The following is a 23,316-nucleotide window of genomic DNA, read 5'->3' on the forward strand; positions in this document are numbered from 1 at the left end:
CGCGAAGCTTTAGAATGCCACGAAAAGATTTAAGTTTGTGACTCAAATTGCTAATTTTTTTAAGAGAGAGGAATGAATATACCCAAAGATCTGAAGTACACCAAGGACCACGAATGGGTGCGTCTGGAAGGTGGAGTAGCTACAGTGGGAATCACTGACTATGCACAGGGCGAGCTTGGCGATATCGTTTTTGTTGAAATTGACAGCGAAGGCGAGGAGCTCGAAAACGAAGAAGTTTTCGGTACCATTGAAGCAGTAAAAACTGTTTCCGATTTGTTTATGCCATTGGCTGGGAAAGTCATTGAATTCAATGAAGAGTTGGAAGACAACCCGGAGTTGGTCAACGAAGACGCCTATGGCAAAGGTTGGCTCATCAAAATTGAGGTTGAAGATGAAAATCTCGATCACCTGATGAGTGCCGAAGACTACGAGAAAGAAATTTCATAAACCGAAATAACGGATGGGGATCAGTCGTTTTCTAAGACATAACATCCTCTGGTTTTTGTGGATGATCGTGGTGATGGGTTTGTACTCCATTCCCGGAAGCGATCTGGAGAGCATGAGTTTTTGGCAAGCCATGAGCCTCGATAAACTGGCGCATCTCGTTTGCTTTGCCATTTTGTCTTTAACCATGGCCGCTGGCTTTCGCAGACAAAACCTGATAAATGGTCTCAATGCGCACCCGTTTAGATATGCCATTATTATCGGAGTAATTTACGGAGGAGTTCTGGAATTAATCCAGGGTGCTGCCTTTGAAGAACGACATTCCGACATTTACGATTTTGTGGCCAATAGCCTTGGCGTAATTTTTGGAATTGTGATTTTTAGAATTATTTACGGACGTGAATTATCGCGTACAAAGTTTTGACATTCTCAAAAATGCCTACCTTTAGGCACCTCTAAATTATAATCGAATATGAAACCTAGAAAGACGCCAGAAGCGAATTTGGAGAAAAGGAGAAACCTCTGGTTTTTCCTGGGAATGGTCGGCATTTTGGCCATTACTCTTTCAGCTTTTCAGTGGACCAATTACACGAAAACTGAAGTTTACATGGGCAACGTTGACCTCGACCTTCTCGAAGATGAGGTTGTGCCTCCCAACGTAATGACCCCGCCACCTCCACCACCTCCACCGCCACAGCCGACTACTGTGATCGAAATCGTGGAAGATGATGAAGAAATCGAAGACGAACTTGAGATCGAGGACCTCGAGGTGACTGAGGAAACAGAGTTTGAAGAAGTGGAAGTTGCTGAGGAGCCGGAGGAAGAGGAAATCTTCATGGTGGTAGAGGACATGCCGACTTTGCCAGCATGTGAAAACATTAAAGACAAGGATCAGCAGCAGCAATGCACGCAGGGAGAAATCATCAAGTATATCTCTCAAAACACCACTTATCCACGTATCGCAAAAGAATCTGGAATTCAGGGAACTGTTTTCGTTGGATTCGTTGTGAATGAAAAAGGTGAAGTGGAAGATGCTCGAGTGTTGAGAGAGGTTGACCCTCGTCTCGATAAAGAGGCACTGAGAGTAGTAAATGATCTACCGAAATTCGAGCCTGGAAAACAACGTGGTAAAGCTGTGAAAGTGCAGTACAACGTTCCGGTGAGATTTACACTTCGCTAGAAGAGAATTACTGGAAAAAGAAAAAATTTGAAGCTGCTTCCTCTTGGGGGCAGCTTTTTTTATGACCTTAAATTCACAACGGCCTGCATTGCCTCCTCAAGTCTCGTAGGGCCCAGGCCACTGATTGTTGTGAAAGTGGCGTTGGACTCTTTGAGCTGTTTCTCATAGATTTTGAAAAGTCTCTCCCGGTCGATTGGATTTTCTCTCAATCCATCGTCTTCCCATGGCAAGTCGGGGTAGCACAAGAGGTAGAGGTCAAAGGATTGTTCTTCCCAAAGGTCCATAACCAGGGCAGACGGTTCTTGCCATTTTTCTTCCTGCCAGATTTTGATCGTCAGTATCTCGGTGTCGTGAATGAGAGTTTCTGGCTTATCTTCAAGAAATTTTAGTGCTTCGCTTTTTTGGAGCTGGGCAATTGTGTTGACGTCTTTCAGGTTGTAGTTTTTTCCGATTTCACTGAGGTAGTCCCGGGCAATTTCAGGAATAACCGGAGCATTGAACTCTTTTCCCAGTTCACGCGCAAGGGTGGTTTTTCCTGAGCACTCAGGGCCAACTATTGCTATTTCAAAAGGAGTGTTTTTCACAGGTAATGAAAGTAAGCAAGGATTGAAATAACGGTGTAAATCACAAATAGAATCGCACCGTAGTAGAGTTTTCTCTTGTAGTAGAGCCAAACGGAAACCGCGTCAATCACGATGAAATAAAGCCAGTTTTCGTGGACATAGTTCACCATCACCCAGGTGGCAAAAATGCTGAACACCGTAGTAAAGGCATCGAGAAAAGGGAGCGCTGAATCTGTTTGCCTTTTCAGAAAATAGCCAAGCCCAACGTTGATAACTGCTGCAGTGCCAATCAGGAGAAGGTGGTTGCCTACTGTCCAGTAGGTTCGCTCAAATTCTCCAGAAGTTGAAAAGTATCCATAAAAGGCCATGAGGACATAGAAAAGCTGTAGGAAGCTCTCTGCATAAATTCTTCGGACATAGCACAGGTAAACGAAAATGGACGATCCAAGAATTGCGAATGGCCAGCACCATACAACTTCAATGGCGTAGAGATAGGTGTAGGCCAGTCCGAAAATTACGGCAAGAATTTCGAGAACCTTTAGAGTAGATTTTTTAGGCATCTTTCGGTGTCAGGTCTGAGTTAATAAACTTGACGACCAAAATTCTGGCGAGCTCTTCGGAAAATGTAGACTTCATCGCGATTTTAATTTCGTCCATCACCGTGTCAAACTCTCCAAAAACCTGAGTGCTCATCGTGTTGACATTCACAGTGAGTTCAGGATGCGATTTCAGTTTGTCGATAAATTCAAGGATTGGCTTCTCGTACTTTTCCTCTAGCGGATAGAGGCTCATTTCAGCGCTTATTTTCATGCAGACCAGTTTTGGGCCGCATGATAGTTAATTTTCTGCATCTTCAAAAGTGCAATCGCACGGCTGAGACATGTCCACGCGCACACTCGGGCCAACAAGCGAAAGAACTCGTCTCTGTTCAGATTCCGTCATTTGATTGGCGAGGAGATCCAGTCTTTCCAGGTTTTTGAGCTTTGCCAGGCTGATAGGGTAGTAGGCAATGACGTTGCTCCAGAGCGAAAGAACACGCAACTGACGAAGATTGCTGATTTCATCTGGAATTCCACCAATGTAATTATCGCCAAGTTTGAGAACTCTGAGGTTTGGAAGATTACAAATGGCGGGGTTGATGGTGTCGAGCTTGTTTCGCTCAGCGCTCAGGATCTGGAGGTTTCTCAGTGTGTTCAAACTGTCAGGAAGTACTTTCAACTTATTCCTGTCCAGAATGAGTTCGTTCAAATTGGTGAAAAGGTAGATTTCGGAAGGAACTTCTCGCAGTCGCTCACGAGTAAGGTCGAGTCGATAAACGTATGCCGGGTTCTTCATCGCTTCTTGTAGTGAAGTATAAACGCGCGCTGTGTCGAGCTTTTTGAACTCGATGAGTTGTGCCTTGCCTATGGTAAAGCTCAGCACAAACACTAACAGCATCACGATTTTTTTCATTCCAGAATCGATTTTGAATTTTTTTTGTCCTTTTTGAGCTGTTCTTTCAGTTCTTCAATACTATTAAATTGAACCTCATCACGAATGCGATCCATCAAGCTTAACGTCACTCTGCTTCCGTAAATTTCGCTCTCTAGCCCAAATAGGTGGACTTCAATTGTTTGTCTGTCTTCATTAGTCACAGTTGGTCGCGTACCGATGTTCAACATGCCGTCAAACGTCTGTTCTCCAATCTCTGCTTTCACAGCATAGACACCTTTTGCCGGGATTAATTTGTACGACTCTTCAACAGAAATGTTGGCTGTTGGAAAGCCGATTTTTTTACCCAGTCCTTCACCACGAACTACCGTTCCGGAAATCGTATAAGGATGATTCAGAAACTGATGCGCCCGTTTCACATCGCCTGCGGCAAGTGCCTTCCGTATTTTCGTGCTACTCACATTCACATTCTCGATATCGAGAGCTGGAATCTCTTCCACATCAAAGTTATAGACCTGCGCAAACTCTTTTAGTTGCTCAAAGTCACCTTCGCGATTTCTACCGAAGTGGTGATCGTATCCCACAACTACTGTATCAACTCCTATTTGATTCACCAATAAGTCGCGGACATATTCCACGGCAGTCATTCTGCTGAATTCCTCGGTAAACGGATAAACAATGAGATGATCGATTCCGGCTTTTTCGAGCAGTTCGGCCTTTTCATCAGGAGTGCTCAAGAGCTCCAGTCCGTGGTCGTCAGGAAAAAGCACCATTCTTGGGTGAGGATGAAAAGTGAGCATCACTGTTTCGCCTCTTTTTTGACGGGCAATGTCTTTAAGTCTTGAAATAATTTTTTGATGGCCGATGTGGACACCGTCAAAAGTTCCTGTAGTGAAAATCGGTTTTTCTACATTTTTGAAAGAAGAGATGTCTCTGTAAATCTTCAAATTGGCGATGGGGTAAAAAAGGTTACTAATTCCTCAAGTGATCAAATATAACACCTCTGTGAGAAGCCGGAGTTTTTCCTCTCAAAAGGTGGTCACAAAAATACAAACATGCGTTGTTTAATAAATGAATTAGCCGTAGTTTTGCCCCCGATTTTCAGAACTCAAAACAAATTTAAATAAGATGTCCCAGAACACCGGTAAAATCTCACAAGTGATTGGTCCCGTTGTGGATGTGAGCTTTGCAGGAGCAGAGAAATTGCCAAACATCCTCGATGCCTTGAGCGTCACCAATGAAAGAGGAGAAACAATTATTTTGGAATGCCAGCAGCACATCGGTGAAGATGCCGTGCGTACGATTGCAATGGACTCTACCGAGGGTCTTCGCAGAGGGCTCGAAGTTGTGGCCAAAGGTCGCGCTATCACCATGCCTATTGGAGAAAAGATTAAAGGTAGACTCTTTAACGTAGTGGGTGATGCAATTGATGGTATCGACACAATGAACTCGGAAGAGGGCTACCAGATCCACCGTAAAGCACCGAAGTTTGAAGACCTTTCAACTTCTACAGAAATTCTTTACACAGGGATTAAAGTAATTGACCTAATCGAGCCTTATTCAAAAGGTGGTAAAGTTGGTCTGTTTGGTGGTGCCGGAGTTGGTAAAACCGTATTGATCCAGGAGTTGATCAACAACATTGCCAAAGGATACGAAGGTTACTCGGTGTTTGCCGGAGTAGGTGAGCGTACTCGTGAAGGTAACGACCTCCTACGTGAGATGATTGAATCGGGAATTGTGAACTACGGTAAGGAGTTTAGCAAATCCATGGAAGAAGGTGGATGGGACCTTACAAAAGTTGATAAAGAAGCACTCAAAACTTCGAAAGCTTCTTTCGTTTTCGGTCAGATGAACGAGCCTCCAGGAGCACGTGCACGTGTTGCTCTTTCTGGACTTACGCTCGCTGAGTACTTCCGCGATGGAGGTGATGAGGGCGATCAAGCAGGTGGAAAAGACATTCTCTTCTTTATTGACAACATTTTCCGTTTCACTCAGGCAGGTTCTGAGGTATCGGCCCTTCTCGGTCGTATGCCATCAGCCGTGGGTTACCAGCCAACTCTCGCTACAGAAATGGGTGAGATGCAAGAACGAATTACTTCTACAAAAACTGGTTCGATTACATCAGTTCAGGCTGTTTACGTTCCTGCGGATGACTTGACCGACCCTGCACCGGCAACAACTTTTGCCCACCTCGATGCCACTACAGTATTGAGTCGTAAGATTGCAGAGCTCGGAATTTACCCAGCTGTGGATCCATTGGATTCAACTTCAAGAATTCTCACCGAAGATATCGTAGGAAAAGAGCACTACCGTTGTGCACAGCGCGTAAAAGAGATTCTTCAGCGCTACAAAGAGCTTCAGGATATCATCGCCATCCTCGGTATGGACGAGCTTTCTGAAGAAGACAAGCAAGCTGTTTACCGCGCACGTAAAATCCAGCGTTTCCTTTCTCAACCATTCCACGTAGCGGAGCAGTTTACCGGACTGCAAGGTGTGCTTGTGTCTATCGAAGACACGATCAAAGGATTCAACATGATTCTCGATGGTGAAATGGATGAGTACCCAGAGGCAGCATTCAACCTCAAGGGAACTATTGAAGACGTAGTAGAAGCAGGTAAGAAAATGCTTGCAGAATCGAAGTCATAAACAGAGAATATTGAGATAAGATGCAAATAGAAATTCTTACACCGGACGAAACCATTTTTTCAGGAGAAGCGAAGTCTCTGAAGTTACCGGCACTTGACGGTAGCCTGGGTGTGTTGGAAAACCACGCGCCAATGATTACTTCTCTCAAGAAAGGTGTGATCACCCTGAAGGATGAAAAAGGTAAAGAACAAACGATCGAAGTTGCTGGAGGAACTGTTGAAGTTCTCAAAAACAGAGTGATCGTTCTTGCCGAGTAAATTACCGGTGAAATAATTTTATCAGAGAAGCCAACCCGTTAAAAGGTTGGCTTCTTTAGTTTACGGATAGCAAAGGTTTAACCTCTGACAAAGTTGCTACTTTAGTAGCGCAGCTTAAAGCTGACTTTTAATTAGTGAAATTACCCACAACCAGACTTTCTCAATTTAGCTACAGATGCAATTTCCATCATTCATCGTAAAAGTGAAAAGCTGGCACTATGCCTTGTTGCTGCTAGTTCTTTTTGTGACCATCGTTGCTGTGGTATCCGACAAACTTCACCATTACCCCTATGGAGATGGACCGGAGTACATTCTTATGACAGAGGCCTTGCACAATCACGCTAGTCCTGAAATTCGTCAGAGTGATATCGACAGTTATATGGACTATTTACAGAAAAATGATTTTCAGATCCACCGCAAGCGACTTTTTCTGAATTTGCAGGATTCCATTGCTTCTGACAAAGACGAATACAATGGTTTTTTCAGGACTAACCAGGGTGATTATTACTCTTATCATTTCTGGCTTTACTCTTTGGTAAATGTACCGGCCCGTGCTCTCTTGTCAAGTTGGAATGGAGACATCAGGTCAACCTTCTTCATCACGAACCTCTTTATAATGTTTTTCGGCCTTTGGTTGATCTCAAGGTTGAGAGAGGTCACCAAAGGTTATCGCACGGTCCTTTCATTGCTCTTGATTTTCTCACCGATGCTCTGGTATCTGGATTGGGCCCATGCAGAAGTTTGGGGAGGAGTGCTCACCTTTCTGGGCGTTCTGCTTTTCTTTGTGAAGAGGCGGTACAGCTCGTTGTTGGCATTTTCATTGGCGGCCGTTCACTACCCACCACTATTTATTCCAGCCTTAGTGGTTTTTGTGGAGATTCTCATAGTTGAAGACATCAAGTGGAAAGTTCTGGTGAAGCTTTTCTTTTCTAGCTTCTGGATAGTGGTTCCTTCCATTTTTTACCTAATACATTTTGGAACACCGAGTTTGATAGCTGATTCGGGAAACCTGAGCACTGAGGTCGTGGACCTGAGAAGACTGTTCAACTTTTTCTTTGACCTCGACCAGGGTATGATTTTGGTCATACCGCTCATCCTATTGACGATGATCGGAGTTTTTATCTACGATTTAATTCGACAGCGCTTTAACCGTATGTACCTTATGCTGCTTTCTATTCTTTTGATGTCGATCATCTTTATGCAGATGATTAACTGGAGTCATACTCATGCCGTGGCCAACCGTTACACGGTGTGGACTTCAGCGATTGTAATTGTTGTGCTCTTTGCCAGGTTGAGCAAACTAAAAAAAGGCGCATTCTACTCAATTTTTGGATTGCTGATAATAAGTCAGTCGCTAGTTGTCTTTTTGCAATACGACTTTACCAAAATCACCTGGGACGTCAATCGATTCAATTCAATTTCTACCTGGGTTTTGAATAACCATCCTTCCTGGTATAACCCTGATCCCTACGTCTTCATGACCAGAAATAGCGAGTTTGAGTTGTCAACCACCGACTCAGTGATGATCTACACAAACGAAGAAAATAGGATCGTGAAGATGCTGGTTTACAACGGAGCTATTTGGCAACTTGAGTATCGTGGAGTTGATCGGGAGGTACTGGAGGAGCTAAACCCCGGATTTGACTACTATCACGGTTATGCGTATCTAAACCCGGATGATCTCGAAGCTCTGGGCTACGAACAAGACCAGGACACACTAGTTCATTACATCGAGCGAACAAGGAAAGAAGAACTCAAAAAGAAAATCTTAGAAGATATTCTCAATTCACCAGAATGGTATGAGGGCATTAGAGTTTATGCTGTAGAAGAAGGCATTCCACTGGATAGTGCACTAAAGGAAAATGTTGATTATATGTACTGGAAAGGAAAACAAGATGCCCAAAATTGAAAACCGACAACTGATAAGTTTCCTGAAAAATCAGCAACCGTCTGATGCTGGTTTCCTGGATAAATTAAAGATTGCCTACCGACCGGTGATTTGTCCTTTTGACGATCTGTTGGAATTGATTCCCGAGCAGAGTTCGGTTTATGACATAGGTTGCGGTTCGGGGATGTTTTTGAGTCTCGTTAATGAGTTTCGCAATCCCTCTAAGTTGGGAGGCGTGGAGATTTCAGAAGAGTTGATCCGAAATGCAAACGCCCTGTTGGAAAACGAATCAGCACTACCGATCGACCTAAGAGTTTTTGATGGAAGTGAAATTCCAGAAGTTATTTTCGATTTTGATTTTGTGGTGATGATTGATGTCTTTCATCACATTCCCAGGAAAAACCAGCTGCAATTTCTTGAGCAATTGGTGGGTAAAATGAGATCTGGAGCAACGCTGATTTTTAAGGATATCGAAGGATCGTCATTCCTTTCTTTCTGGAATAAATTTCACGACTTATTGCTGGCAGGTGAAGCTGGTAATGAACCCAGAAGCACTGAGTTAGTGAGGTTTCTTAATCAACTTCCGCTCACTTTAGAACACCACAGTGAAAGGAGAATGTGGCTGTATCCACATTTTACATTAGTATTGAAAAAACTTTAGAATGGGCGAGCTGATCAAACTAATGCGACCGAGGCAGTGGATTAAAAACGTGTTTGTGTTTTTGCCGGCATTTTTTGGTGGCGCAATCAATACTTTAAACCTTTTTGATCTCGCAATCGGATTTGTAGCTTTTTCGCTTGCGGCTAGTTCCATTTACATTTTTAATGATTGGCGCGACCTTCAGTTCGACAAACTCCATCCAATAAAAAAACAAAGACCTCTTGCTTCAGGTAAGGTATCTATCCCGCTGGCGCTGGCTGCTGGATTCAGCATGCTCGTAGCGGCTATTGTCGGCATTGTAGTCTACCTCAACAGTCAGTTTGTTTGGATCCTCGCTATTTATGTTGTTCTCAATGTTTTGTATTCTCTGGGCCTCAAGAAAGTATCGATTCTAGACTTGCTCATAGTTTCATCGGGCTTTGTGCTCCGGGTTGCGGCTGGAGCTGAGCTGGTGCAGGTAGAGCTCTCCTTTTGGCTTCTTCTTATGACTTTCCTTTTCTCGATGTTCATTGTAGTTGGCAAACGGAGAGATGACTTTAGAGATGGAGTCGAGAATGCCAGAAGCCTGCGGCCGGTGAATGAGCATTACAATCAGTTTTATCTCGACAGTTCAATTGTGCTGTTATCGGCACTGATGATTGTGTGCTATATCATGTACACCTATTTCTCCCCTTACTTTCAGGGAAAAATCTATCTGGCTTTGCTTTCATCGGCTCTGGTGATGATAGGACTGCTACGCTACCTCCAGGCGCTTTTTGTGGAAAATAGAGGGGGCGCTCCCACCGATCTGGCTTTTCGCGATCGTTTTATCCAGATTGTGGTGCTGTTGTGGTTGAGTGTTTTTGCTTTCATTATTTATTTCAAGTAATGCCATGAGCAGGACAGTTGTACTCTTCGACTTTGACGGTACGATTTCCAAATCGGATAGTCTGCTTCTGTTCCTAAAATTCTATTTTCCGAGGCGAGAATTTATCAAGCTCATGAGCCGGTTCGTCCCTGTGTATGCAAAGTTTAAGCTCGGGCGAATAAAGAATGGAGATGCAAAGGAGCGACTTTTTGAAATGGCCTTTTCGGGCGAAAGCTTTCAGCAATTCGATCGAAAGTCACGAGAGTTCTACGGAAAAGTGCTTAAGAATGATCTTTACCCTGAGGCCCTTGCAAGTATTAAAGAACACTGTGAAAAAGGTCACCGGGTTGTTTTGGTTTCAGCTTCAATTCAGAACTACCTTGAGCCTTTTAGTAAAGATCACAACATGGAATTGATTTGTACCCAGCTTGAAGTGGCTGGAGGCAAACTGACAGGAAAGTTTCAAACTCCAAACTGCTACGGATCAGAGAAGGTCAATCGGATTCTTTCCGTAATTGATCTTTCGGAGTATCGAGAGATTTTGGTGTATGGAGATTCCCGTGGCGATCGTGAAATGATGGAGCTTGCGACCAGGAAATTCTACAGGCCTTTTCGCTAATCATTGTGATAGGACTCTCCTTTGAGTATTGTCTGAGCACGATATATTTGCTCGAGAGCAAAAAGCCGGATCATCTGGTGAGAAAAAGTCATTTTCGAAAGTGAAACTTTTCCATTACTCCTTGCATACACTTCATCCGAAAAGCCAAAAGCACCACCGATTACGAAAACCAACTTCTTTTCTCCCGAAAGAAACCACTGTTGAAAGTATTTGGCAAACTGTCGGGAAGTGTAGGCCTTTCCATTTTCATCCAATAACACCAAGCGATCACCGGCCTCGACCTTGTCCAAAATTTTTTTTCCTTCGGTCTGCTTCACCTGTTCACTGGTCCAGTTCTTACCTTGTTTTACATCGGGAATTTCCAGGTACTCGAACTTGCCGTAGTGCTTGAGACGATTCAAGTAGATTTCCATACCTTGCTTGAGGTAAGGAAAAGCAGTTTTGCCGACAGCGATAAGTTGAATCTTCATGTGAAAGCTCGCATTTGTTTGTTGGGCGGGACTTGAGCAAAGGAAATGATTTATTCTTAAATTGGCTCGGAAATTGTTTACCTGACCGACTAACTCATTAAAGAAGAATTCATGAGATTTTTGATAACATTTTCGCTACTGATGCTCTCTTTTGGAGTCTTTTCCCAAAACGACATTACGAATGAGATTAGCAATGCTTTTGCAAAAGGAGACGCAGCAGCGATTGTGGATCACTTTCAGGCGGACGTTGACATGACTGTTTTGGACGAAGAGGATGTTTACTCCCCTGAGGAAGCCCGCGAGGTACTCGAGAAGTTTTTCGCGGAGCACAACCCAACAGGATTTAAGGTTAAGCACGAAGGAACATCGAAGCTCAACGACCAGTACCGAATTGGAGACCTGACAACGGATAATGGTTCTTTTAGAGTGACTTTTTTCCTCAAAGGAAAGAGTAACGTGATGAAAATCGAACAATTAAGAATTGAATAAGAAATCGATCACCTTTTTCAGACGAACAAAATGAAGCTCGCAGTTGATATCTGCGGGCTTTTTTTATTCAAAGACGACAGAAGTTTTACTTTTGAGTAAAATCCAATGAGCAATGAATAGTGAAGTAAGAGAGCAGCTGCAGCGCTTTTTAAAAGAGGACCTTGGAGATGGAGATCACACATCTCTCTCGTGTATTCCTGCCGAAGCGCAAGGCAAAGCGAAGCTGCTTGTTAAGCAAGATGCGATGCTGGCAGGTGTGGAGATCGCCAAAGAGGTATTTCACATGGTTGATCAAAACCTGGAAGTGGATGTGCACTTGTGCGATGGCGATTTTGTGAAGTATGGAGATGTTGCATTTCACGTCAGCGGTGCGTCACGCTCAATTGTAATGGCCGAAAGATTAGCCCTCAATCTGATGCAGCGCATGAGTGCAATCGCTACAAAGACTAATAAAATTGCGAGCATTATCGAAGGAACTGGATGCAGAGTTTTGGATACACGTAAAACAACGCCTGGCTTGCGTTTTTTCGAAAAGCTTGCCGTGAAGATCGGAGGAGGAGAAAACCACCGATTTGGGTTGTACGACATGATGATGATCAAAGACAATCACATCGATTATGCAGGCGGAATTGATGAGGCCATTTCCCGGGCAAAAACATATCAAAAAAAGAAAGGACTGTCGCTCAAAATTGAAGTTGAAGCTCGAAGCCTGAGCGAAGTTGAAGAAATTTTGAAATCGGGCCCTGTAGACAGAATCATGCTCGACAACTTCAGCTATGAGGATATCCGAGAAGCGGTAAAAAGAATTGGAGACGAAGCCGAAACAGAAGCTTCTGGAGGAATTACAGAAGAAACTGTTTTGGATTACGCAAAGTGCGGTGTTGACTTTGTTTCCATGGGAGCACTCACGCACAGTGTACACAACGTTGACCTGAGTCTAAAAGCGATAGATTGAGATGAGTTGGGTTAAGAAATGGCAAGTTAAAATCGAAAGGAGTCGTTTGGTCCGAAGCACTAAAAAAGTTGCTCGCTCCATCCATCCGCCTGGTTTTGAAGGTCTTTCGTTGCACTATGTGGCCAGGTATTTTATTGAGGGACTACAAAAAGGTGCGCTCACGACCCGTGCTGCGGCCATTTCGTTCCGCTTGTTTATGGCCTTCTTTCCGATCATCATTATTCTGCTCTCACTCATTCCAAAAATTCCTGTAGAGGGTTTTCAGGAGCAGCTTTTTGCCAGCATCGAAGGTTTTTTCCCAGGAGATACTTATCAATTGGTAGAGAGTACGCTCAATGACCTTGTCAATAAAACTCACACGACTTTCCTTTCCATTGGTTTTATTCTTGGGTTCTTCTATGCCTCTAGCAGTATCAACGCTATTTGGCTCGGGTTTAACGGTTCTTACCATCTCGAAGATCGCGGCAACCCAATTCTGATGCGATTGGTTTCCGTAGGGGTACTGATGATTCTCGGTCTGCTTCTTTTCGTGGCTGTCTCTTTGATCCTGTTCAGCGGCTACGCGTTCGATTACTTACACAATTACAACATCATTCCCGACAATGGGATTGTCATCATTCTAGAGGTTGCCAAATGGCTCATCGTTGTACTGCTTATCTACTTCAGCATTTCCATTCTCTACAACATGGGAAACCTCAAGAGATCACACTGGAAGATGTTTTCGGCAGGGGCGACCTTCACTACAGTGCTCTTCATTATTGCGTCTATTCTGTTCGCCTGGTTCGTGAATAATTTCGCACAGTTCAACAGGCTTTACGGTTCGCTGGGGACACTCATTCTATTGCTTATTTGGGTTAACTTCAACAGTATTATTCTTCTGCTCGGCTTCGAGCTCAATACCAGCATCAAAAGAGCGAAGTCGGTTGTTTCGGAAACTGGCGATGGAAAGCCATCTAATGTTTAACATTTCAAAGTATTTCTTGAACAAAGTGCGGTTTGATTTGATTTTAGCTGTGAAATCAAATTGAGAACTTATGTCTAAGAAAGTACTGGTAATTGGAGGAAGAACAGGAATTGGAAAACAGGTGGTAAATGACCTACTGAAAGACGGCTTTGAAGTTATCGCTGCTTCCAGAGAAATTGAAGATGATAGTTTTGAAAATGGCGAAGTGACCACTCAAAAGTTCGATGTCACCGGGTCAGAGGAGTTGGATCTTCCTGATGAACTTGCTGGTTTGGTCTACTGCCCAGGAACAATTAATCTGAAACCATTCGATAGAATCGGTCTCGATCAGATCAGAGAAGAACTCGAGATAAATTACATTGGTGCGGTTAAAGTTCTAAATCAATCCATCAAGGCCTTGAAAAAAGGACAAGGGAGTGCAGTGTTTTTCAGCACAGTTGCCGTGGGTACAGGAATGTCCTTTCACAGTTCAATTAGCGCAGCAAAAGGAGCTGTTGAGGGAATGGTGAGATCACTGGCCGCGGAGTATGCGCCCAAGGTTCGTTTTAATGCTGTCGCACCATCGCTAACCGATACACCACTTGCAGAAAGTATGCTCAACTCTGATAAAAAGCGAGAAAGCAATTCATCGCGCCATCCATTGAAATCAATTGGTGAAGCAAAAGATATCAGCGAAGGTGTGCGCTATCTCATTAGTGACAAATCGCGCTGGGTTACTGGACAGGTTTTGAAAATCGATGGAGGGATGTCGAGTTTGCGATCATTGTAGAGGGTTTTTAACCTATTGGAGCAGAGAACTTTCTCAGTTTAATAGATTACAGAAGGGCACGGTTTCTGGTAAATTGATCGTTTTGAATTAAATTGTGGCGGTCTTCGGGGATATTTTCGAGGGCTTTCGAATCGAACAAAACAATATCTGATCAATGAAATCATTCTTAGCAGCCTTCACCTTCACCCTTTTATCTCTGTCACTTCTCGCTCAGGATGCTACCATCTTCGGGAAATGGAAAACCATTGATGACAACACCGGCAAGGTGCGCTCTATTGTAGAAATTTATGAAAAGGACGGAAAGGCTTACGGCAGAATCGTAAAGCTTTTCCGCACACCTGATCAGATTCAAGATCCGGTTTGCAAAAACTGCGAAGACGACCGCAAAGGCGAAAAGGTGCTGGGTTTAGAAATAATCCGTGGCATGGAGAAAGATGACGATGAGTGGGAAGACGGCACCATTCTCGATCCTGAAAGTGGAAAAATTTACGACTGCAGCATCTGGCTGGACGAAGACGACCCCAACACCCTGAACGTTCGCGGCTACATCGCTTTCTTTTACAGAACTCAAAATTGGAAGAGAGTGGAGTGAGTTAATTTGGCCATTAGCTTTTCTTGAATATTATTCAGTGTATTCGTTCATTTGCGACTACCTTCTTACAAACGAAGCACAATCCGATATTAGAATGAACCAATATTTTGAAGAATGAAACTGATTGACCATCTCAATACATACAATCCTAATAGAGTTGCAATTCCGTATGTCATCGCGGAAGCTGGTGTGAACCATGAAGGTTCAATGGACCTGGCCAAGCGATTGATCGATGAGGCCTTGGAAGGTGGGGCTCAAGCTATCAAGTTTCAAACTTATAAAGCCGAAACCATCGCATCTAAAGACAGTCCGTCTTATTGGGATAACTCAAAAGAGCCTACTACGAGTCAGTTCAAGCTTTTCAAGAAATACGATAAATTTTGGAAAGGAGAGTACGAAGAACTCGCACGTCATTGTGAAACAGCTGGGATAGAATTCATGTCAACTCCGTTTGATACTACTTCAGCAGAATTTCTGAATGATTTGATGACAGTTTTTAAGGTTTCCTCTTCAGATATTACCAATATACCCTTCATTCAGTTTATGTGCGATTTTGGCAAGCCAATCTTATTATCCACTGGAGCTTCATACTTGTGGGAGATCCAGCAAGCGGTGGAAGCCATTGAGCAGAAAGGCAATGACCTTTGTATTATGCACTGCATTCTGAATTACCCTACTCCAAATGAAAATGCTCATTTGGGAATGATCAAAGATTTGATTCGAAAGTTTCCTAATCATGTACCAGGTTACAGCGATCACACCCTGCCGGGAGAAATGGACGTCTTGCAGACTGCAGCTTTACTCGGAGCTACGGTTCTTGAGAAGCACTTCACGCACGACAAGTCTTTACCAGGAAACGATCATTACCACGCCATGGATAAGGAAGATCTCAAAAAGTTCTGGGCGAAATGGGAGGAAACCAGAATTATCTTAGGTAACTTCGAAAAGACTGCGTTGGAGAGCGAAATGATTTCACGCGACAATGCAAGACGAAGTCTTGTAATGTCAACGCCTGTGAAGTCTGGAGCAGTAATTCAAAAAGAACATCTTACCTGGAAAAGACCAGCTTCAGGTATTAGCCCAAAGTATATTCATGAAGTAATTGGTAAAACTGCAGCAATGGATTTGGGTGAGGATGAGGTTTTACAGTGGCAACATTTAAAAGGTTAGTGTCTTGGCTCATCGGTAGATGAAGAGTTCTTGTCGAGTCTTTATGAGGATTTAGAGAAAAATAATTAGTTTTGACGAAAATCTTAACTAATGAGACATGAAATCTAGCTACATATCTACACTCTTCGCAATTTTCTTTTCTTCACTTACAATTGGCCAAACCCCAATGGCAGAGTATCCTCTTGATGGAAATGCCGATGACCTTGGAGCGGGAAGTTATCACGGAATTGTACATGGTGCAGTACCAGCGACTGATCGTTTTGGAAATTCAGCGAGTGCATTGAGTTTTGACGGTGAAGATGATTATATAGAAGTTCCTTACGTGAGTCCGTTCAATTTCGGGACTCAGGATTTTGCAATTTCAGTTTGGATCAAAATTCCTCGTCCAGACCGCTCTTCGGGAGGAAGTGTAAGTCCGGGCATGATCGTGAATAAAGGAGGTGAAAGTGGAGTCTGGCGCCCTGGATATTGGCTGAGAGCTCCGGATTTGTATAATGACAACCACATCGCATGGTTTACCGGTAATGCCCAGCCAGGAGCACCTTATGCGGCTGATGACCAGATCATTTTAGATGACGGTGAATGGCATCACATTGTGGCTCAAAGAGTCGGTACTGTCATTGAATTGTACGTTGACGGTGTTTTGCTCGATACAGATAGCAGCTACATCAGAAATGTAAACGATCAAAATGGACTATTGATTGGTGCTCAAAACCCAAATCCAGACCGCCCATACATTCATCATCACTTCCTTGGTTACATTGATGATCTTGCATTCTTTCCGCAAGCGTTGTCACAAGAGCAAATAAATGAGCTTTGTGAAATTGATCTGAGTTTGGAGACAGCGACCGCGAATAAGCCCTTGGTCATTGCACCAAATCCATTTTCAACTCAATTCGAAATTACTGGAGAATATTCTAAATTCGAATTGTATGACCTCCAAGGAAAACTCATTTTCTCGCGGAATGCTACTTCGGGGCCGGTGCCAAACCTTAATACTCTTCGCGATGGAACATATATTCTGAAAGTCTATTCTGACGGACAGTCAGTTGCTTTTCGCAGGCTAATCAAACAATGACCTCTTGATCGCATTTTCGAAAATGCTCGGAAATGAATTGGCTACAATACTCTCTGTAACAGCTGTGTGAATAAACGGTTTAGGGATGGTGAAACTTTAAGAGCTAATATTCCTCCAGCAAATAGGGCAGTAGTTAGTGAACCCCTTACCAACAGATCCAATGTAGGTTCGTCACAGGCAGGCAAGTTGCTTACGGTCAAATAGGTTATGGCGAATAGAGCTCCAACTATCAAAAACTTGTAGTTGAATGGTTGAAGATTGAGTTTAGTCTTGAGCAAAATAAACCTAAGTAAGTTCACCACGAACATAGAACCGGCTGAAGAGAAAGCAGCGCCAATTATTCCGTAACTCGGTAAAAAGATTAGGTTCGAAACAAAGAGCAGCACAAGTAGCAAGATAGCAAAGTAGGTGTTGTATCTATAAAGGTGAGAAGTAGTGATAATCGATGCATTTTCACCTGTCAGCATGTCAAATAGATAGCCCAATCCAATAAAAAATACAACCCATTTTCCAGGCGTAAACTCGGTACCGATAATTTGAATCATGCTATCTACATTCAGCCAAACCCCTAAAAAGAGTAAGCCGCCTATTATTGATTGGTTGAGGCAGCTTTCAAAGTAGACTTTTGAAATTGTTGTTAGATCTTTTTTACTCCAGGCATCAGAGATCATTGTTCCCGATATTCGTTTTAGTGCCCTGGATGGAATGCTTACCAAAATTCCGAAATAGAACATGGTTGTATAAATCCCCAGGGAAGAAAGGCCTTCAAAATAATTTACCATCAAAGTATCAACTTGAATAACCAAGATGGTTGTAGTACTACTTAAGAGACCAAAAAGACTGATGTTCAGAATGCTTCTTCTGGAGAACTTCCTCAGGAAGGAATGATTAGGCCGTATGGAAAACTCCGGTGTTCTAACGGAATAGAAAAGCATGATTACTCCAGGTATAGCCAGTGCCATGGTATATAAGATTACAAAGTGATCTCTACCAACTAAGCCAAAATAGAAAATAAGAAGAGCAGTTAAAATGGCTATTCTTTGAATGATCTCTTTGGTTACCGCACCAATTATGGCATTGTAACGCATCCTAATGTAGGTATCAGAAATGATATAAATCAAGTTGAAAAAAATGAGGTACGGCAAAAGGAAAATAAAGTCTTCAAAAAGCTTCGATTTTTCTTTACCGGAGAGTAAGAGCCATTCGTAGGTGAGGAAGTACACAGCCAGGGCTGTTAAGAAACCAAGTATCAAGTAGATCAAACCCAGGTAGATATATCCATTGTGTTGCTTTTGAACGTCCCGCAAAGCCGGAAATATACGCAATGAAAGAGCTGGAAATCCAAGGCTAAATACCTGAGCAAAAATTAAGGCGTATCGGTTTAGCAAGTTAATGAGACCGATTTCTGTAGTAGAGAGTATCAGTGGCTGCAAAAGACCAACAGTTACAAAACCAACCAAAACACCTAAGTAGTTGATCACAGTTCCCTTTACTGCTTGCTGCTGGATTATTCCCATATGATTTTATGGAAGGTTTTTCAAAAAGGATTTCATCTCCCCCAGGTATGAGTCTAGCTTTTTGTCGATTCCTTCGAAAGATGGGTAGTCGTTGCTTAGCTCTCTGTCGATCTGCTCAATTACCAAGTCAGATATTGACTTTGGTACGTCAACTACTGGGAGAAACTTGAATATCCCTCCCCTAATCATACCATTCTCCAAATATGGGAGCCATTCTGCAAACAAGCTGTGATTATAAGCCATTTGTCCCGGCAGACCCAAAGTGGTGTAGTGGCCATAGCTCCTCGAGTCTTCAGCAATTACAAAAGAAGGTTTTCGCATGCTAGCAAAATAAATGTGTGAGTGCAACCTATATCCTACATGGAGATCGCAAATCTTTTGATCTTCTAAAGATTGTAAGTCATAGGCGTGATTCACAACTTCGTAGCCGATTCCTTCAAGTTTTTTTGCCGCTTTAGAAAAACGAGCAGCATCTTTGGAACTCGTGTATTTGTCTGCCTTGAGTCCACGATTAAATCCAGCTATTAGCCTAGCATGGGGGAACTCCGCCTTCAATGAGCTAGCCAACTTAAAGGCTTGTTCATGGAAGTAGTGCTTTTGAGGGAAAGAAAATAAAATAGATTTTATTTCTTCTGGCTTTTGGACCCCTTTTTCGGTAAACTCCAGATTATGCCACACGGGGCATCCAGTCATCACTACATTATGTATTCCTTTTGAAGTGATCAGATTTTTTGTGAATACGTCTCTTACGCTGATTCCCTTACATTTTTCGAGGAAGAGCCTTGTTCGACTGCTAAACTTGAACGTTCGGATTGCTTTGGATGTGAAAGGATACATGTAAGAACCTACGCCCATTAAATAAATTGGAGGCTTTATTCTGTCTAAATTATCTACGAAAGGGTACACTTCCGGATAGGACGATTGGCTCACTCCTGGACCACCCATCACGATGATTGCTTCGGCCTCATTAATCGTTTCCAAATGCTCGTCAAGAGGTTTCCAGGATGGAAATGCCTTCAGTTCTCGATCAGGTCTGACATGCCGGATTAGCTTTTCACTTCTATCACGAATCAAAAAGTCACCTACATTTTTCTTTGCTCCGTGAAGAACAGCATAAAAAGGCTTTTTCTCGTTTCCCATGTTATCTTTTCTCTTTCGAAATATCTGATGAAAGGTATGCAAAATCATGCGCCTGTTCGCCTCTCAACAAAGTTTCGATGAGTTGAACTACCCTTTTTCTGCCTGACTTTACATCCTGCGATAGTAGCTGCTGGTGCATTTCTTCTCGCAGTTTGACATTTTCCACTAACGATCTGAAATTCTCAAGAATTTCCTTTTCAGTAATCTCGGCACCAAGCCCAAGAGTACAAAATCCATTTTCTGGGCTTGCAAAAGCGTGGGTCAGTTCTCGAGAGTTCTGCGCCATAACAATACCCGGTATTCCCATGCTGGCTACTTCAAAAGTGGTTCGGCCTGCACTGGTGAAGATCAGGTCGGCACTCGCCATTAGCTCCGAAAGGTGGGCGACATCGCGATAAACGGTGAGGTTTGTCCACTCTCCGAGTGAGTCAATGTTCTCATATCCCAGACCTGCCACAACTGTGATGTCGATTACATGCTGTTGGCAATAATCATAAATGGATGCGACAGTTTTTGCGGTCAGGTTATTCGGGTCAACTCCTCCAAAACAGAGTAGTACGTTTTTAACCTCCTTTTTAATGTTTTTGACTGGCTCAGAATAGAGAAACTCCGGTCTAAGGCAGAAGTATTTTGGACCTGAAAATTGGTGGTGTTCTTCGTCATGTTTTTCTGGATACATCGCGTTGATGAGCATGTCGGCCATATCAGCACCAGCTCCCAGGTCTTCGATGTTAACAATCAAGCGTCCTTTCTTTTGAATGCTGCTCATGTATTGCTCGGTGGTGTCGAGCCTGTCGTTGATGATGAGGTCTGGGTTGATTTTATTAATGTCCTCTGCGATGTCTGTGTGCTCTTGCTTAAATAGTTTGTAGTGAGTTTGAGAAATCTTGTTGAAAGCCAGGTCGCTTTTTCCGTCTACCAAAAACGTGACACCATGAGCGACAAGCTCATCAGCAAGCATCAAAGTGTTGTAGACATGGCCCATTCCAATTTCTGGATAGCCCGAGACAACAAACAGGACTTTTTTTCTCGCCAGGTAATACTCACAGAGATTCCAATCTTCGTGGGAGTCAATGTCGATTTGCTCAGCTCCGTTGAGAAGAAATAGATCAACAGACTCTCCAATTCTTGAACTTTCTGAAATCACGTCCGACCTGCAAATCAAAAAACTTCCCGTTTCCTTGTAAGTTGGTGTGAGTTGCTGGCGATTTACACGCTCGGTGAAGTTTGGCAGAAACATGCCATCTTCCTTGCGCCATGTAAGGTGAGTGTCATTGGTTGCAGAAATGATGGTGTGAAAAGAAGGCTCATCGATCATTCGTTTTATGGCCATGTCTAAGGACTCAACCTTGAGCAAAGGTGAGGTGGGCTGCAAGGTGATGATGAACTGATAGTCCTTTCCACTCTTCTTTGAGGTTTCCTTGTAGGCATTGTAGATGACGGGGTCCAGAGTTGTTACGTCATCAGCCAGTTTTTCGGGTCTTTGATGGATCTGGGCGCCAAATTTTTCAGCCATCGTGAGTATCTCCCGGTCTTCACTTGAGACCACCACGTCCGGTCTGAATCTAGAACGGAGTCCGTTTTGGATTGAATAATAAATGAGTGGCTTGCCGTGAAGAATTCTCAGATTTTTCCTCGGAATCCCTTTAGAACCTCCTCTGGCAGGTATAACTACAAGAATATGTGGGCTATTCAATTTCCTCTGGTTTTATTCTTTCAAATGCATCAATCATTGAGTGCTCAGTGATATTAAAGATCTCTACCGAGCAGTGACCGGCATACTCTTTAATTTTGAAATATCCTCTAAAAGCGTGGACGAATTTAATCAGTATTTCGTGCATTTTTCTCGAACCTTTTCCCAACTTATCCATCGGAGCTGCTTCCTTTTCTTTCGAGTCATAAAAATGTTTCTGAGTTAAGTACACGATATTATCATCTGAGACAAAGATTTCTTTCATCCATGAGTGGTCAGCACCAGCTATGAAAATCTTTTGAAACCCAATATTGACACTCAAGATTAATGAGGGGATAAGGACATTATGCGGTCTTGGCATGCCTAGCCATTTGCTAAAAGCCCAATTTTCAAAAAATCTGAACCCTTCAATTGGAGTTGAAGAAAAATAAACTATTTGAATGTTGGCGTTAGGCGCAATTTTCTTTTTCCAACGCTCGAATTTTCTTGCGTTTTGGGGGATAAACAGAGTCACTGGCCATTCAGTATTTTCTGAAATAGCGGAGAACAACTTTTCACCTTTCCTGAAGTGAAACTCTTCTACATCGTCCATCCACATTTCAGGAGCTGCCAGTACATAATACTTTGGTTTAAGTGCCTTGTAAACATCTGACTCAGCAAAGTGATTGACACACAATAGCTCTTTTTTGGAGACGAGGCTTTTATTGGCCGCTAAGAAGTTTTTTAGCGAAGGGCCATTCCCAAGGATGATAAGTTCTGAGTTTTTAGGAGAAATAATTCGAGAGGTTTTTACGAACCTCGAAAAAAAGATCATTCTCAGGATGGAAAGGAAGGTGTTGACAAGGTTTTCAATAAATACTTTGAGGGATGTCATTTTAAGTCTCCGTCAGTTTATTATCGGTTTAAGAATAGTTGCGACTTGAAAATAGTGTTCAAAATTAACTTTTTCTCAAACCTTTTCAGTTGCTATCTACCTCCCCGTAAAATACCCCCAAAAGCTGAAAAACATAATCTTGATAACCTTGGTTTTGGCTGGTTCGCCTTTTATGAGGTAACCCAGACTGAGGATGAAGGAGGCGAAGACCTTGAAAAGGTAATCGAAAAATTTTTCGATAGCTTTTAATGGTTTGCCTTTAACGAGCTTCCTGTACTCCTTGCCATTCGCTCTGGCCAGGCTGACGATACCTTCTTCAGAAACTCGCGAGCTGGGAATGTGATGTCGAACTGATGCTTTTGGGTAATACAGTGTTTTGTAGCCGTGAGCACTCACCTGATTAAAGATGTAGCGGTCGTCCCAACGATTTTTTGTGCGTTCGGTGTCGAACAGTCCGATGGTTTTAAAAATCTCTTTTCGAAAGGCCATGTTGCAACCTACAGGCGTTTTCTTTCCAAAAGTCTTTGGCTCTTCACCCTGATCGACTTTTGCAACCATTCCCCAGAGATGCGGTGTCAACCATTTCGGCTCTTCGCCATCATAAAATGGAGTTACTTTTCCACCAAGAGCAGCATAATCCGGGAAGTTCCCAAAGGCTTCCACTATCGCTTCTGCGTAACTGGGTGAAGCCACCGCATCGTCATCGATGTAGGAGATAAATTTGCCCTTCGACTCTTTTATTCCGCGGTTTCTGGCGAAAGAAAGACCCTGATTTTTTTCGATATAGTAGCCAAAATTCACCTCCTGGTGGGTTTGTTCAAAAGCTTTCGAAACTTCCTCGGTCTGATCTGTCGAGTTGTTGTTGATTACAATGACCTCGTACCTATCTTTTGAAAGCGTTTGACCTGCTAATGACTCAAGAGCTGCGGGTAAAAAATCGCTTCGGTTGTAAGTGCAGATAACGATGGAAAGCTCTAATGGCATGTGCTGATCTTTGATAACGATTTTTTCGAGCGGCCAAAGATAAAAAGATTGAACCTTCCAGACCTTCTTATCACCGATCGCTACA

Annotated in this window: 27 protein-coding genes; 16 read left to right on the plus strand and 11 right to left on the minus strand. The window is 43.0% G+C overall.

Annotated features, from left to right (window positions below; translation table 11 throughout):
- The first annotated feature begins 72 nt into the window (after window positions 1-72).
- Genes gcvH through ABHV44_RS02525 form a run of 3 tightly spaced genes read left to right on the plus strand, consistent with a single transcriptional unit; the run spans window position 73 to window position 1,624 of the window.
- Complete coding sequence (gene gcvH / locus ABHV44_RS02515; protein WP_459073070.1) at window positions 73-447, plus strand: glycine cleavage system protein GcvH; 375 nt, start codon at window positions 73-75, stop codon at window positions 445-447.
- A gap of 13 nt (window positions 448-460) precedes the next feature.
- A complete protein-coding gene (locus tag ABHV44_RS02520; protein ID WP_459073071.1) occupies window positions 461-868 on the plus strand; it encodes a VanZ family protein in 408 nt (135 codons plus the stop codon).
- 48 nt (window positions 869-916) lie between these two features.
- The gene (locus tag ABHV44_RS02525; protein ID WP_459073072.1) at window positions 917-1,624 is read left to right on the plus strand and encodes an energy transducer TonB; all 708 of its coding nucleotides are present in this window, start codon (window positions 917-919) and stop codon (window positions 1,622-1,624) included.
- 59 nt (window positions 1,625-1,683) lie between these two features.
- Here the strand turns inward: ABHV44_RS02525 and ABHV44_RS02530 are convergent, their stop codons facing one another.
- From ABHV44_RS02530 to ABHV44_RS02550, 5 genes are read right to left on the minus strand one after another with little or no spacing between them, the layout of a single operon-like run.
- Window positions 1,684-2,208, minus strand: a complete 525-nt coding sequence (locus tag ABHV44_RS02530) for an AAA family ATPase (RefSeq protein ID WP_459073073.1) — start codon at window positions 2,206-2,208, stop codon at window positions 1,684-1,686.
- A complete protein-coding gene (pnuC, locus tag ABHV44_RS02535; RefSeq protein ID WP_459073074.1) occupies window positions 2,205-2,747 on the minus strand; it encodes a nicotinamide riboside transporter PnuC in 543 nt (180 codons plus the stop codon). Before pnuC ends, ABHV44_RS02530 begins: the two co-directional genes overlap by 4 nt.
- Window positions 2,740-2,997, minus strand: coding sequence for a hypothetical protein (locus tag ABHV44_RS02540; protein ID WP_459073075.1), 258 nt, complete (start codon window positions 2,995-2,997; stop codon window positions 2,740-2,742). Before ABHV44_RS02540 ends, pnuC begins: the two co-directional genes overlap by 8 nt.
- A 27-nt stretch (window positions 2,998-3,024) precedes the next feature.
- Window positions 3,025-3,639, minus strand: a complete 615-nt coding sequence (locus ABHV44_RS02545; RefSeq protein ID WP_459073076.1) for a leucine-rich repeat domain-containing protein — start codon at window positions 3,637-3,639, stop codon at window positions 3,025-3,027.
- Complete coding sequence (locus ABHV44_RS02550; protein ID WP_459073077.1) at window positions 3,636-4,565, minus strand: bifunctional riboflavin kinase/FAD synthetase; 930 nt, start codon at window positions 4,563-4,565, stop codon at window positions 3,636-3,638. Before ABHV44_RS02550 ends, ABHV44_RS02545 begins: the two co-directional genes overlap by 4 nt.
- A 181-nt stretch (window positions 4,566-4,746) precedes the next feature.
- Between ABHV44_RS02550 and atpD the strand changes: the two genes are divergently transcribed.
- From atpD to ABHV44_RS02580, 6 genes are all read left to right on the plus strand, one after another.
- Complete coding sequence (gene atpD, locus ABHV44_RS02555) at window positions 4,747-6,264, plus strand: F0F1 ATP synthase subunit beta (RefSeq protein ID WP_459073078.1); 1,518 nt, start codon at window positions 4,747-4,749, stop codon at window positions 6,262-6,264.
- Between the two features lie 20 nt (window positions 6,265-6,284).
- Complete coding sequence (atpC, locus tag ABHV44_RS02560; protein WP_459073079.1) at window positions 6,285-6,521, plus strand: ATP synthase F1 subunit epsilon; 237 nt, start codon at window positions 6,285-6,287, stop codon at window positions 6,519-6,521.
- 175 nt (window positions 6,522-6,696) lie between these two features.
- Window positions 6,697-8,430 carry a hypothetical protein gene (locus ABHV44_RS02565; protein WP_459073080.1) on the plus strand — a complete coding sequence of 578 codons (1,734 nt, stop codon included), beginning with the start codon at window positions 6,697-6,699 and terminating at the stop codon, window positions 8,428-8,430.
- Entirely contained in the window at window positions 8,417-9,070 is a 654-nt protein-coding gene (locus tag ABHV44_RS02570; protein WP_459073081.1) for a class I SAM-dependent methyltransferase, read from the plus strand. The genes ABHV44_RS02565 and ABHV44_RS02570 overlap by 14 nt, the downstream gene beginning before the upstream one ends.
- A gap of 1 nt (window position 9,071) precedes the next feature.
- Window positions 9,072-9,938: a decaprenyl-phosphate phosphoribosyltransferase gene (locus ABHV44_RS02575; protein WP_459073082.1), complete on the plus strand. Its 867-nt coding sequence runs from the start codon at window positions 9,072-9,074 to the stop codon at window positions 9,936-9,938.
- A 4-nt stretch (window positions 9,939-9,942) separates the two neighbouring features.
- A complete protein-coding gene (locus tag ABHV44_RS02580; RefSeq protein ID WP_459073083.1) occupies window positions 9,943-10,536 on the plus strand; it encodes an HAD family hydrolase in 594 nt (197 codons plus the stop codon).
- Here ABHV44_RS02580 and rlmH read toward each other — a convergent pair.
- Complete coding sequence (gene rlmH, locus ABHV44_RS02585; RefSeq protein ID WP_459073084.1) at window positions 10,533-11,006, minus strand: 23S rRNA (pseudouridine(1915)-N(3))-methyltransferase RlmH; 474 nt, start codon at window positions 11,004-11,006, stop codon at window positions 10,533-10,535. The two genes, ABHV44_RS02580 and rlmH, sit on opposite strands and share 4 nt — an antisense overlap.
- Window positions 11,007-11,117: 111 nt before the next feature.
- On the opposite strand from rlmH, the gene ABHV44_RS02590 reads away from it, so the two are divergent.
- From ABHV44_RS02590 to ABHV44_RS02620, 7 genes are all read left to right on the plus strand, one after another.
- Entirely contained in the window at window positions 11,118-11,495 is a 378-nt protein-coding gene (locus ABHV44_RS02590) for a DUF4783 domain-containing protein (RefSeq protein WP_459073085.1), read from the plus strand.
- A gap of 112 nt (window positions 11,496-11,607) precedes the next feature.
- The gene (nadC, locus tag ABHV44_RS02595) at window positions 11,608-12,450 is read left to right on the plus strand and encodes a carboxylating nicotinate-nucleotide diphosphorylase (protein WP_459073086.1); all 843 of its coding nucleotides are present in this window, start codon (window positions 11,608-11,610) and stop codon (window positions 12,448-12,450) included.
- A gap of 1 nt (window position 12,451) precedes the next feature.
- Window positions 12,452-13,414, plus strand: coding sequence for a YihY/virulence factor BrkB family protein (locus ABHV44_RS02600; RefSeq protein WP_459073087.1), 963 nt, complete (start codon window positions 12,452-12,454; stop codon window positions 13,412-13,414).
- Between the two features lie 70 nt (window positions 13,415-13,484).
- Window positions 13,485-14,183: an SDR family NAD(P)-dependent oxidoreductase gene (locus ABHV44_RS02605; RefSeq protein WP_459073088.1), complete on the plus strand. Its 699-nt coding sequence runs from the start codon at window positions 13,485-13,487 to the stop codon at window positions 14,181-14,183.
- 154 nt (window positions 14,184-14,337) lie between these two features.
- On the plus strand, window positions 14,338-14,775 hold the full coding sequence (locus ABHV44_RS02610) for a DUF2147 domain-containing protein (protein ID WP_459073089.1): 438 nt from the start codon (window positions 14,338-14,340) through the stop codon (window positions 14,773-14,775).
- 114 nt (window positions 14,776-14,889) lie between these two features.
- A complete protein-coding gene (locus ABHV44_RS02615) occupies window positions 14,890-15,945 on the plus strand; it encodes an N-acetylneuraminate synthase family protein (RefSeq protein ID WP_459073090.1) in 1,056 nt (351 codons plus the stop codon).
- A gap of 97 nt (window positions 15,946-16,042) precedes the next feature.
- Window positions 16,043-17,023 (plus strand): LamG-like jellyroll fold domain-containing protein, encoded by a 981-nt coding sequence (locus ABHV44_RS02620; RefSeq protein ID WP_459073091.1) that lies wholly within the window; start codon window positions 16,043-16,045, stop codon window positions 17,021-17,023.
- Between the two features lie 41 nt (window positions 17,024-17,064).
- Here the strand turns inward: ABHV44_RS02620 and ABHV44_RS02625 are convergent, their stop codons facing one another.
- The 5 genes from ABHV44_RS02625 to ABHV44_RS02645 form a co-directional block, all read right to left on the minus strand.
- Entirely contained in the window at window positions 17,065-18,540 is a 1,476-nt protein-coding gene (locus ABHV44_RS02625; RefSeq protein ID WP_459073092.1) for an MATE family efflux transporter, read from the minus strand.
- A 6-nt stretch (window positions 18,541-18,546) separates the two neighbouring features.
- Entirely contained in the window at window positions 18,547-19,680 is a 1,134-nt protein-coding gene (locus ABHV44_RS02630; RefSeq protein WP_459073093.1) for a polysaccharide pyruvyl transferase family protein, read from the minus strand.
- A gap of 1 nt (window position 19,681) precedes the next feature.
- Window positions 19,682-21,376 (minus strand): cytidylyltransferase domain-containing protein, encoded by a 1,695-nt coding sequence (locus ABHV44_RS02635; protein WP_459073094.1) that lies wholly within the window; start codon window positions 21,374-21,376, stop codon window positions 19,682-19,684.
- A complete protein-coding gene (locus ABHV44_RS02640) occupies window positions 21,369-22,247 on the minus strand; it encodes a hypothetical protein (RefSeq protein WP_459073095.1) in 879 nt (292 codons plus the stop codon). Before ABHV44_RS02640 ends, ABHV44_RS02635 begins: the two co-directional genes overlap by 8 nt.
- A gap of 96 nt (window positions 22,248-22,343) precedes the next feature.
- Window positions 22,344-23,231, minus strand: a complete 888-nt coding sequence (locus ABHV44_RS02645) for a glycosyltransferase family 2 protein (protein ID WP_459073096.1) — start codon at window positions 23,229-23,231, stop codon at window positions 22,344-22,346.
- Window positions 23,232-23,316: the final 85 nt, after the last annotated feature.

The organism is Halocola ammonii (assembly GCF_049334165.1).
In the GTDB taxonomy this organism is placed as follows: Bacteria; Bacteroidota; Bacteroidia; order Flavobacteriales_D; family Sanyastnellaceae; genus JBEGHD01.

Excerpts from the sequence above, each read along its gene's own strand:
- atpC (WP_459073079.1), top strand. The coding sequence starts at position 6,285 with ATGCAAATAGAAATTCTTACACCGGACGAAACCATTTTTTCAGGAGAA.
- ABHV44_RS02580 (WP_459073083.1), top strand. The coding sequence starts at position 9,943 with ATGAGCAGGACAGTTGTACTCTTCGACTTTGACGGTACGATTTCCAAA.
- ABHV44_RS02575 (WP_459073082.1), top strand. The coding sequence starts at position 9,072 with ATGGGCGAGCTGATCAAACTAATGCGACCGAGGCAGTGGATTAAAAAC.
- ABHV44_RS02590 (WP_459073085.1), top strand. The coding sequence starts at position 11,118 with ATGAGATTTTTGATAACATTTTCGCTACTGATGCTCTCTTTTGGAGTC.
- ABHV44_RS02565 (WP_459073080.1), top strand. The coding sequence starts at position 6,697 with ATGCAATTTCCATCATTCATCGTAAAAGTGAAAAGCTGGCACTATGCC.
- ABHV44_RS02630 (WP_459073093.1), bottom strand. The coding sequence starts at position 19,680 with ATGGGAAACGAGAAAAAGCCTTTTTATGCTGTTCTTCACGGAGCAAAG.
- ABHV44_RS02625 (WP_459073092.1), bottom strand. The coding sequence starts at position 18,540 with ATGGGAATAATCCAGCAGCAAGCAGTAAAGGGAACTGTGATCAACTAC.
- ABHV44_RS02520 (WP_459073071.1), top strand. The coding sequence starts at position 461 with ATGGGGATCAGTCGTTTTCTAAGACATAACATCCTCTGGTTTTTGTGG.
- ABHV44_RS02600 (WP_459073087.1), top strand. The coding sequence starts at position 12,452 with ATGAGTTGGGTTAAGAAATGGCAAGTTAAAATCGAAAGGAGTCGTTTG.
- ABHV44_RS02545 (WP_459073076.1), bottom strand. The coding sequence starts at position 3,639 with ATGAAAAAAATCGTGATGCTGTTAGTGTTTGTGCTGAGCTTTACCATA.
- rlmH (WP_459073084.1), bottom strand. The coding sequence starts at position 11,006 with ATGAAGATTCAACTTATCGCTGTCGGCAAAACTGCTTTTCCTTACCTC.
- ABHV44_RS02605 (WP_459073088.1), top strand. The coding sequence starts at position 13,485 with ATGTCTAAGAAAGTACTGGTAATTGGAGGAAGAACAGGAATTGGAAAA.
- pnuC (WP_459073074.1), bottom strand. The coding sequence starts at position 2,747 with ATGCCTAAAAAATCTACTCTAAAGGTTCTCGAAATTCTTGCCGTAATT.
- ABHV44_RS02640 (WP_459073095.1), bottom strand. The coding sequence starts at position 22,247 with ATGACATCCCTCAAAGTATTTATTGAAAACCTTGTCAACACCTTCCTT.
- ABHV44_RS02610 (WP_459073089.1), top strand. The coding sequence starts at position 14,338 with ATGAAATCATTCTTAGCAGCCTTCACCTTCACCCTTTTATCTCTGTCA.
- ABHV44_RS02570 (WP_459073081.1), top strand. The coding sequence starts at position 8,417 with ATGCCCAAAATTGAAAACCGACAACTGATAAGTTTCCTGAAAAATCAG.
- nadC (WP_459073086.1), top strand. The coding sequence starts at position 11,608 with ATGAATAGTGAAGTAAGAGAGCAGCTGCAGCGCTTTTTAAAAGAGGAC.
- ABHV44_RS02525 (WP_459073072.1), top strand. The coding sequence starts at position 917 with ATGAAACCTAGAAAGACGCCAGAAGCGAATTTGGAGAAAAGGAGAAAC.
- gcvH (WP_459073070.1), top strand. The coding sequence starts at position 73 with ATGAATATACCCAAAGATCTGAAGTACACCAAGGACCACGAATGGGTG.
- ABHV44_RS02645 (WP_459073096.1), bottom strand. The coding sequence starts at position 23,231 with ATGCCATTAGAGCTTTCCATCGTTATCTGCACTTACAACCGAAGCGAT.
- ABHV44_RS02615 (WP_459073090.1), top strand. The coding sequence starts at position 14,890 with ATGAAACTGATTGACCATCTCAATACATACAATCCTAATAGAGTTGCA.
- ABHV44_RS02620 (WP_459073091.1), top strand. The coding sequence starts at position 16,043 with ATGAAATCTAGCTACATATCTACACTCTTCGCAATTTTCTTTTCTTCA.
- atpD (WP_459073078.1), top strand. The coding sequence starts at position 4,747 with ATGTCCCAGAACACCGGTAAAATCTCACAAGTGATTGGTCCCGTTGTG.
- ABHV44_RS02540 (WP_459073075.1), bottom strand. The coding sequence starts at position 2,997 with ATGAAAATAAGCGCTGAAATGAGCCTCTATCCGCTAGAGGAAAAGTAC.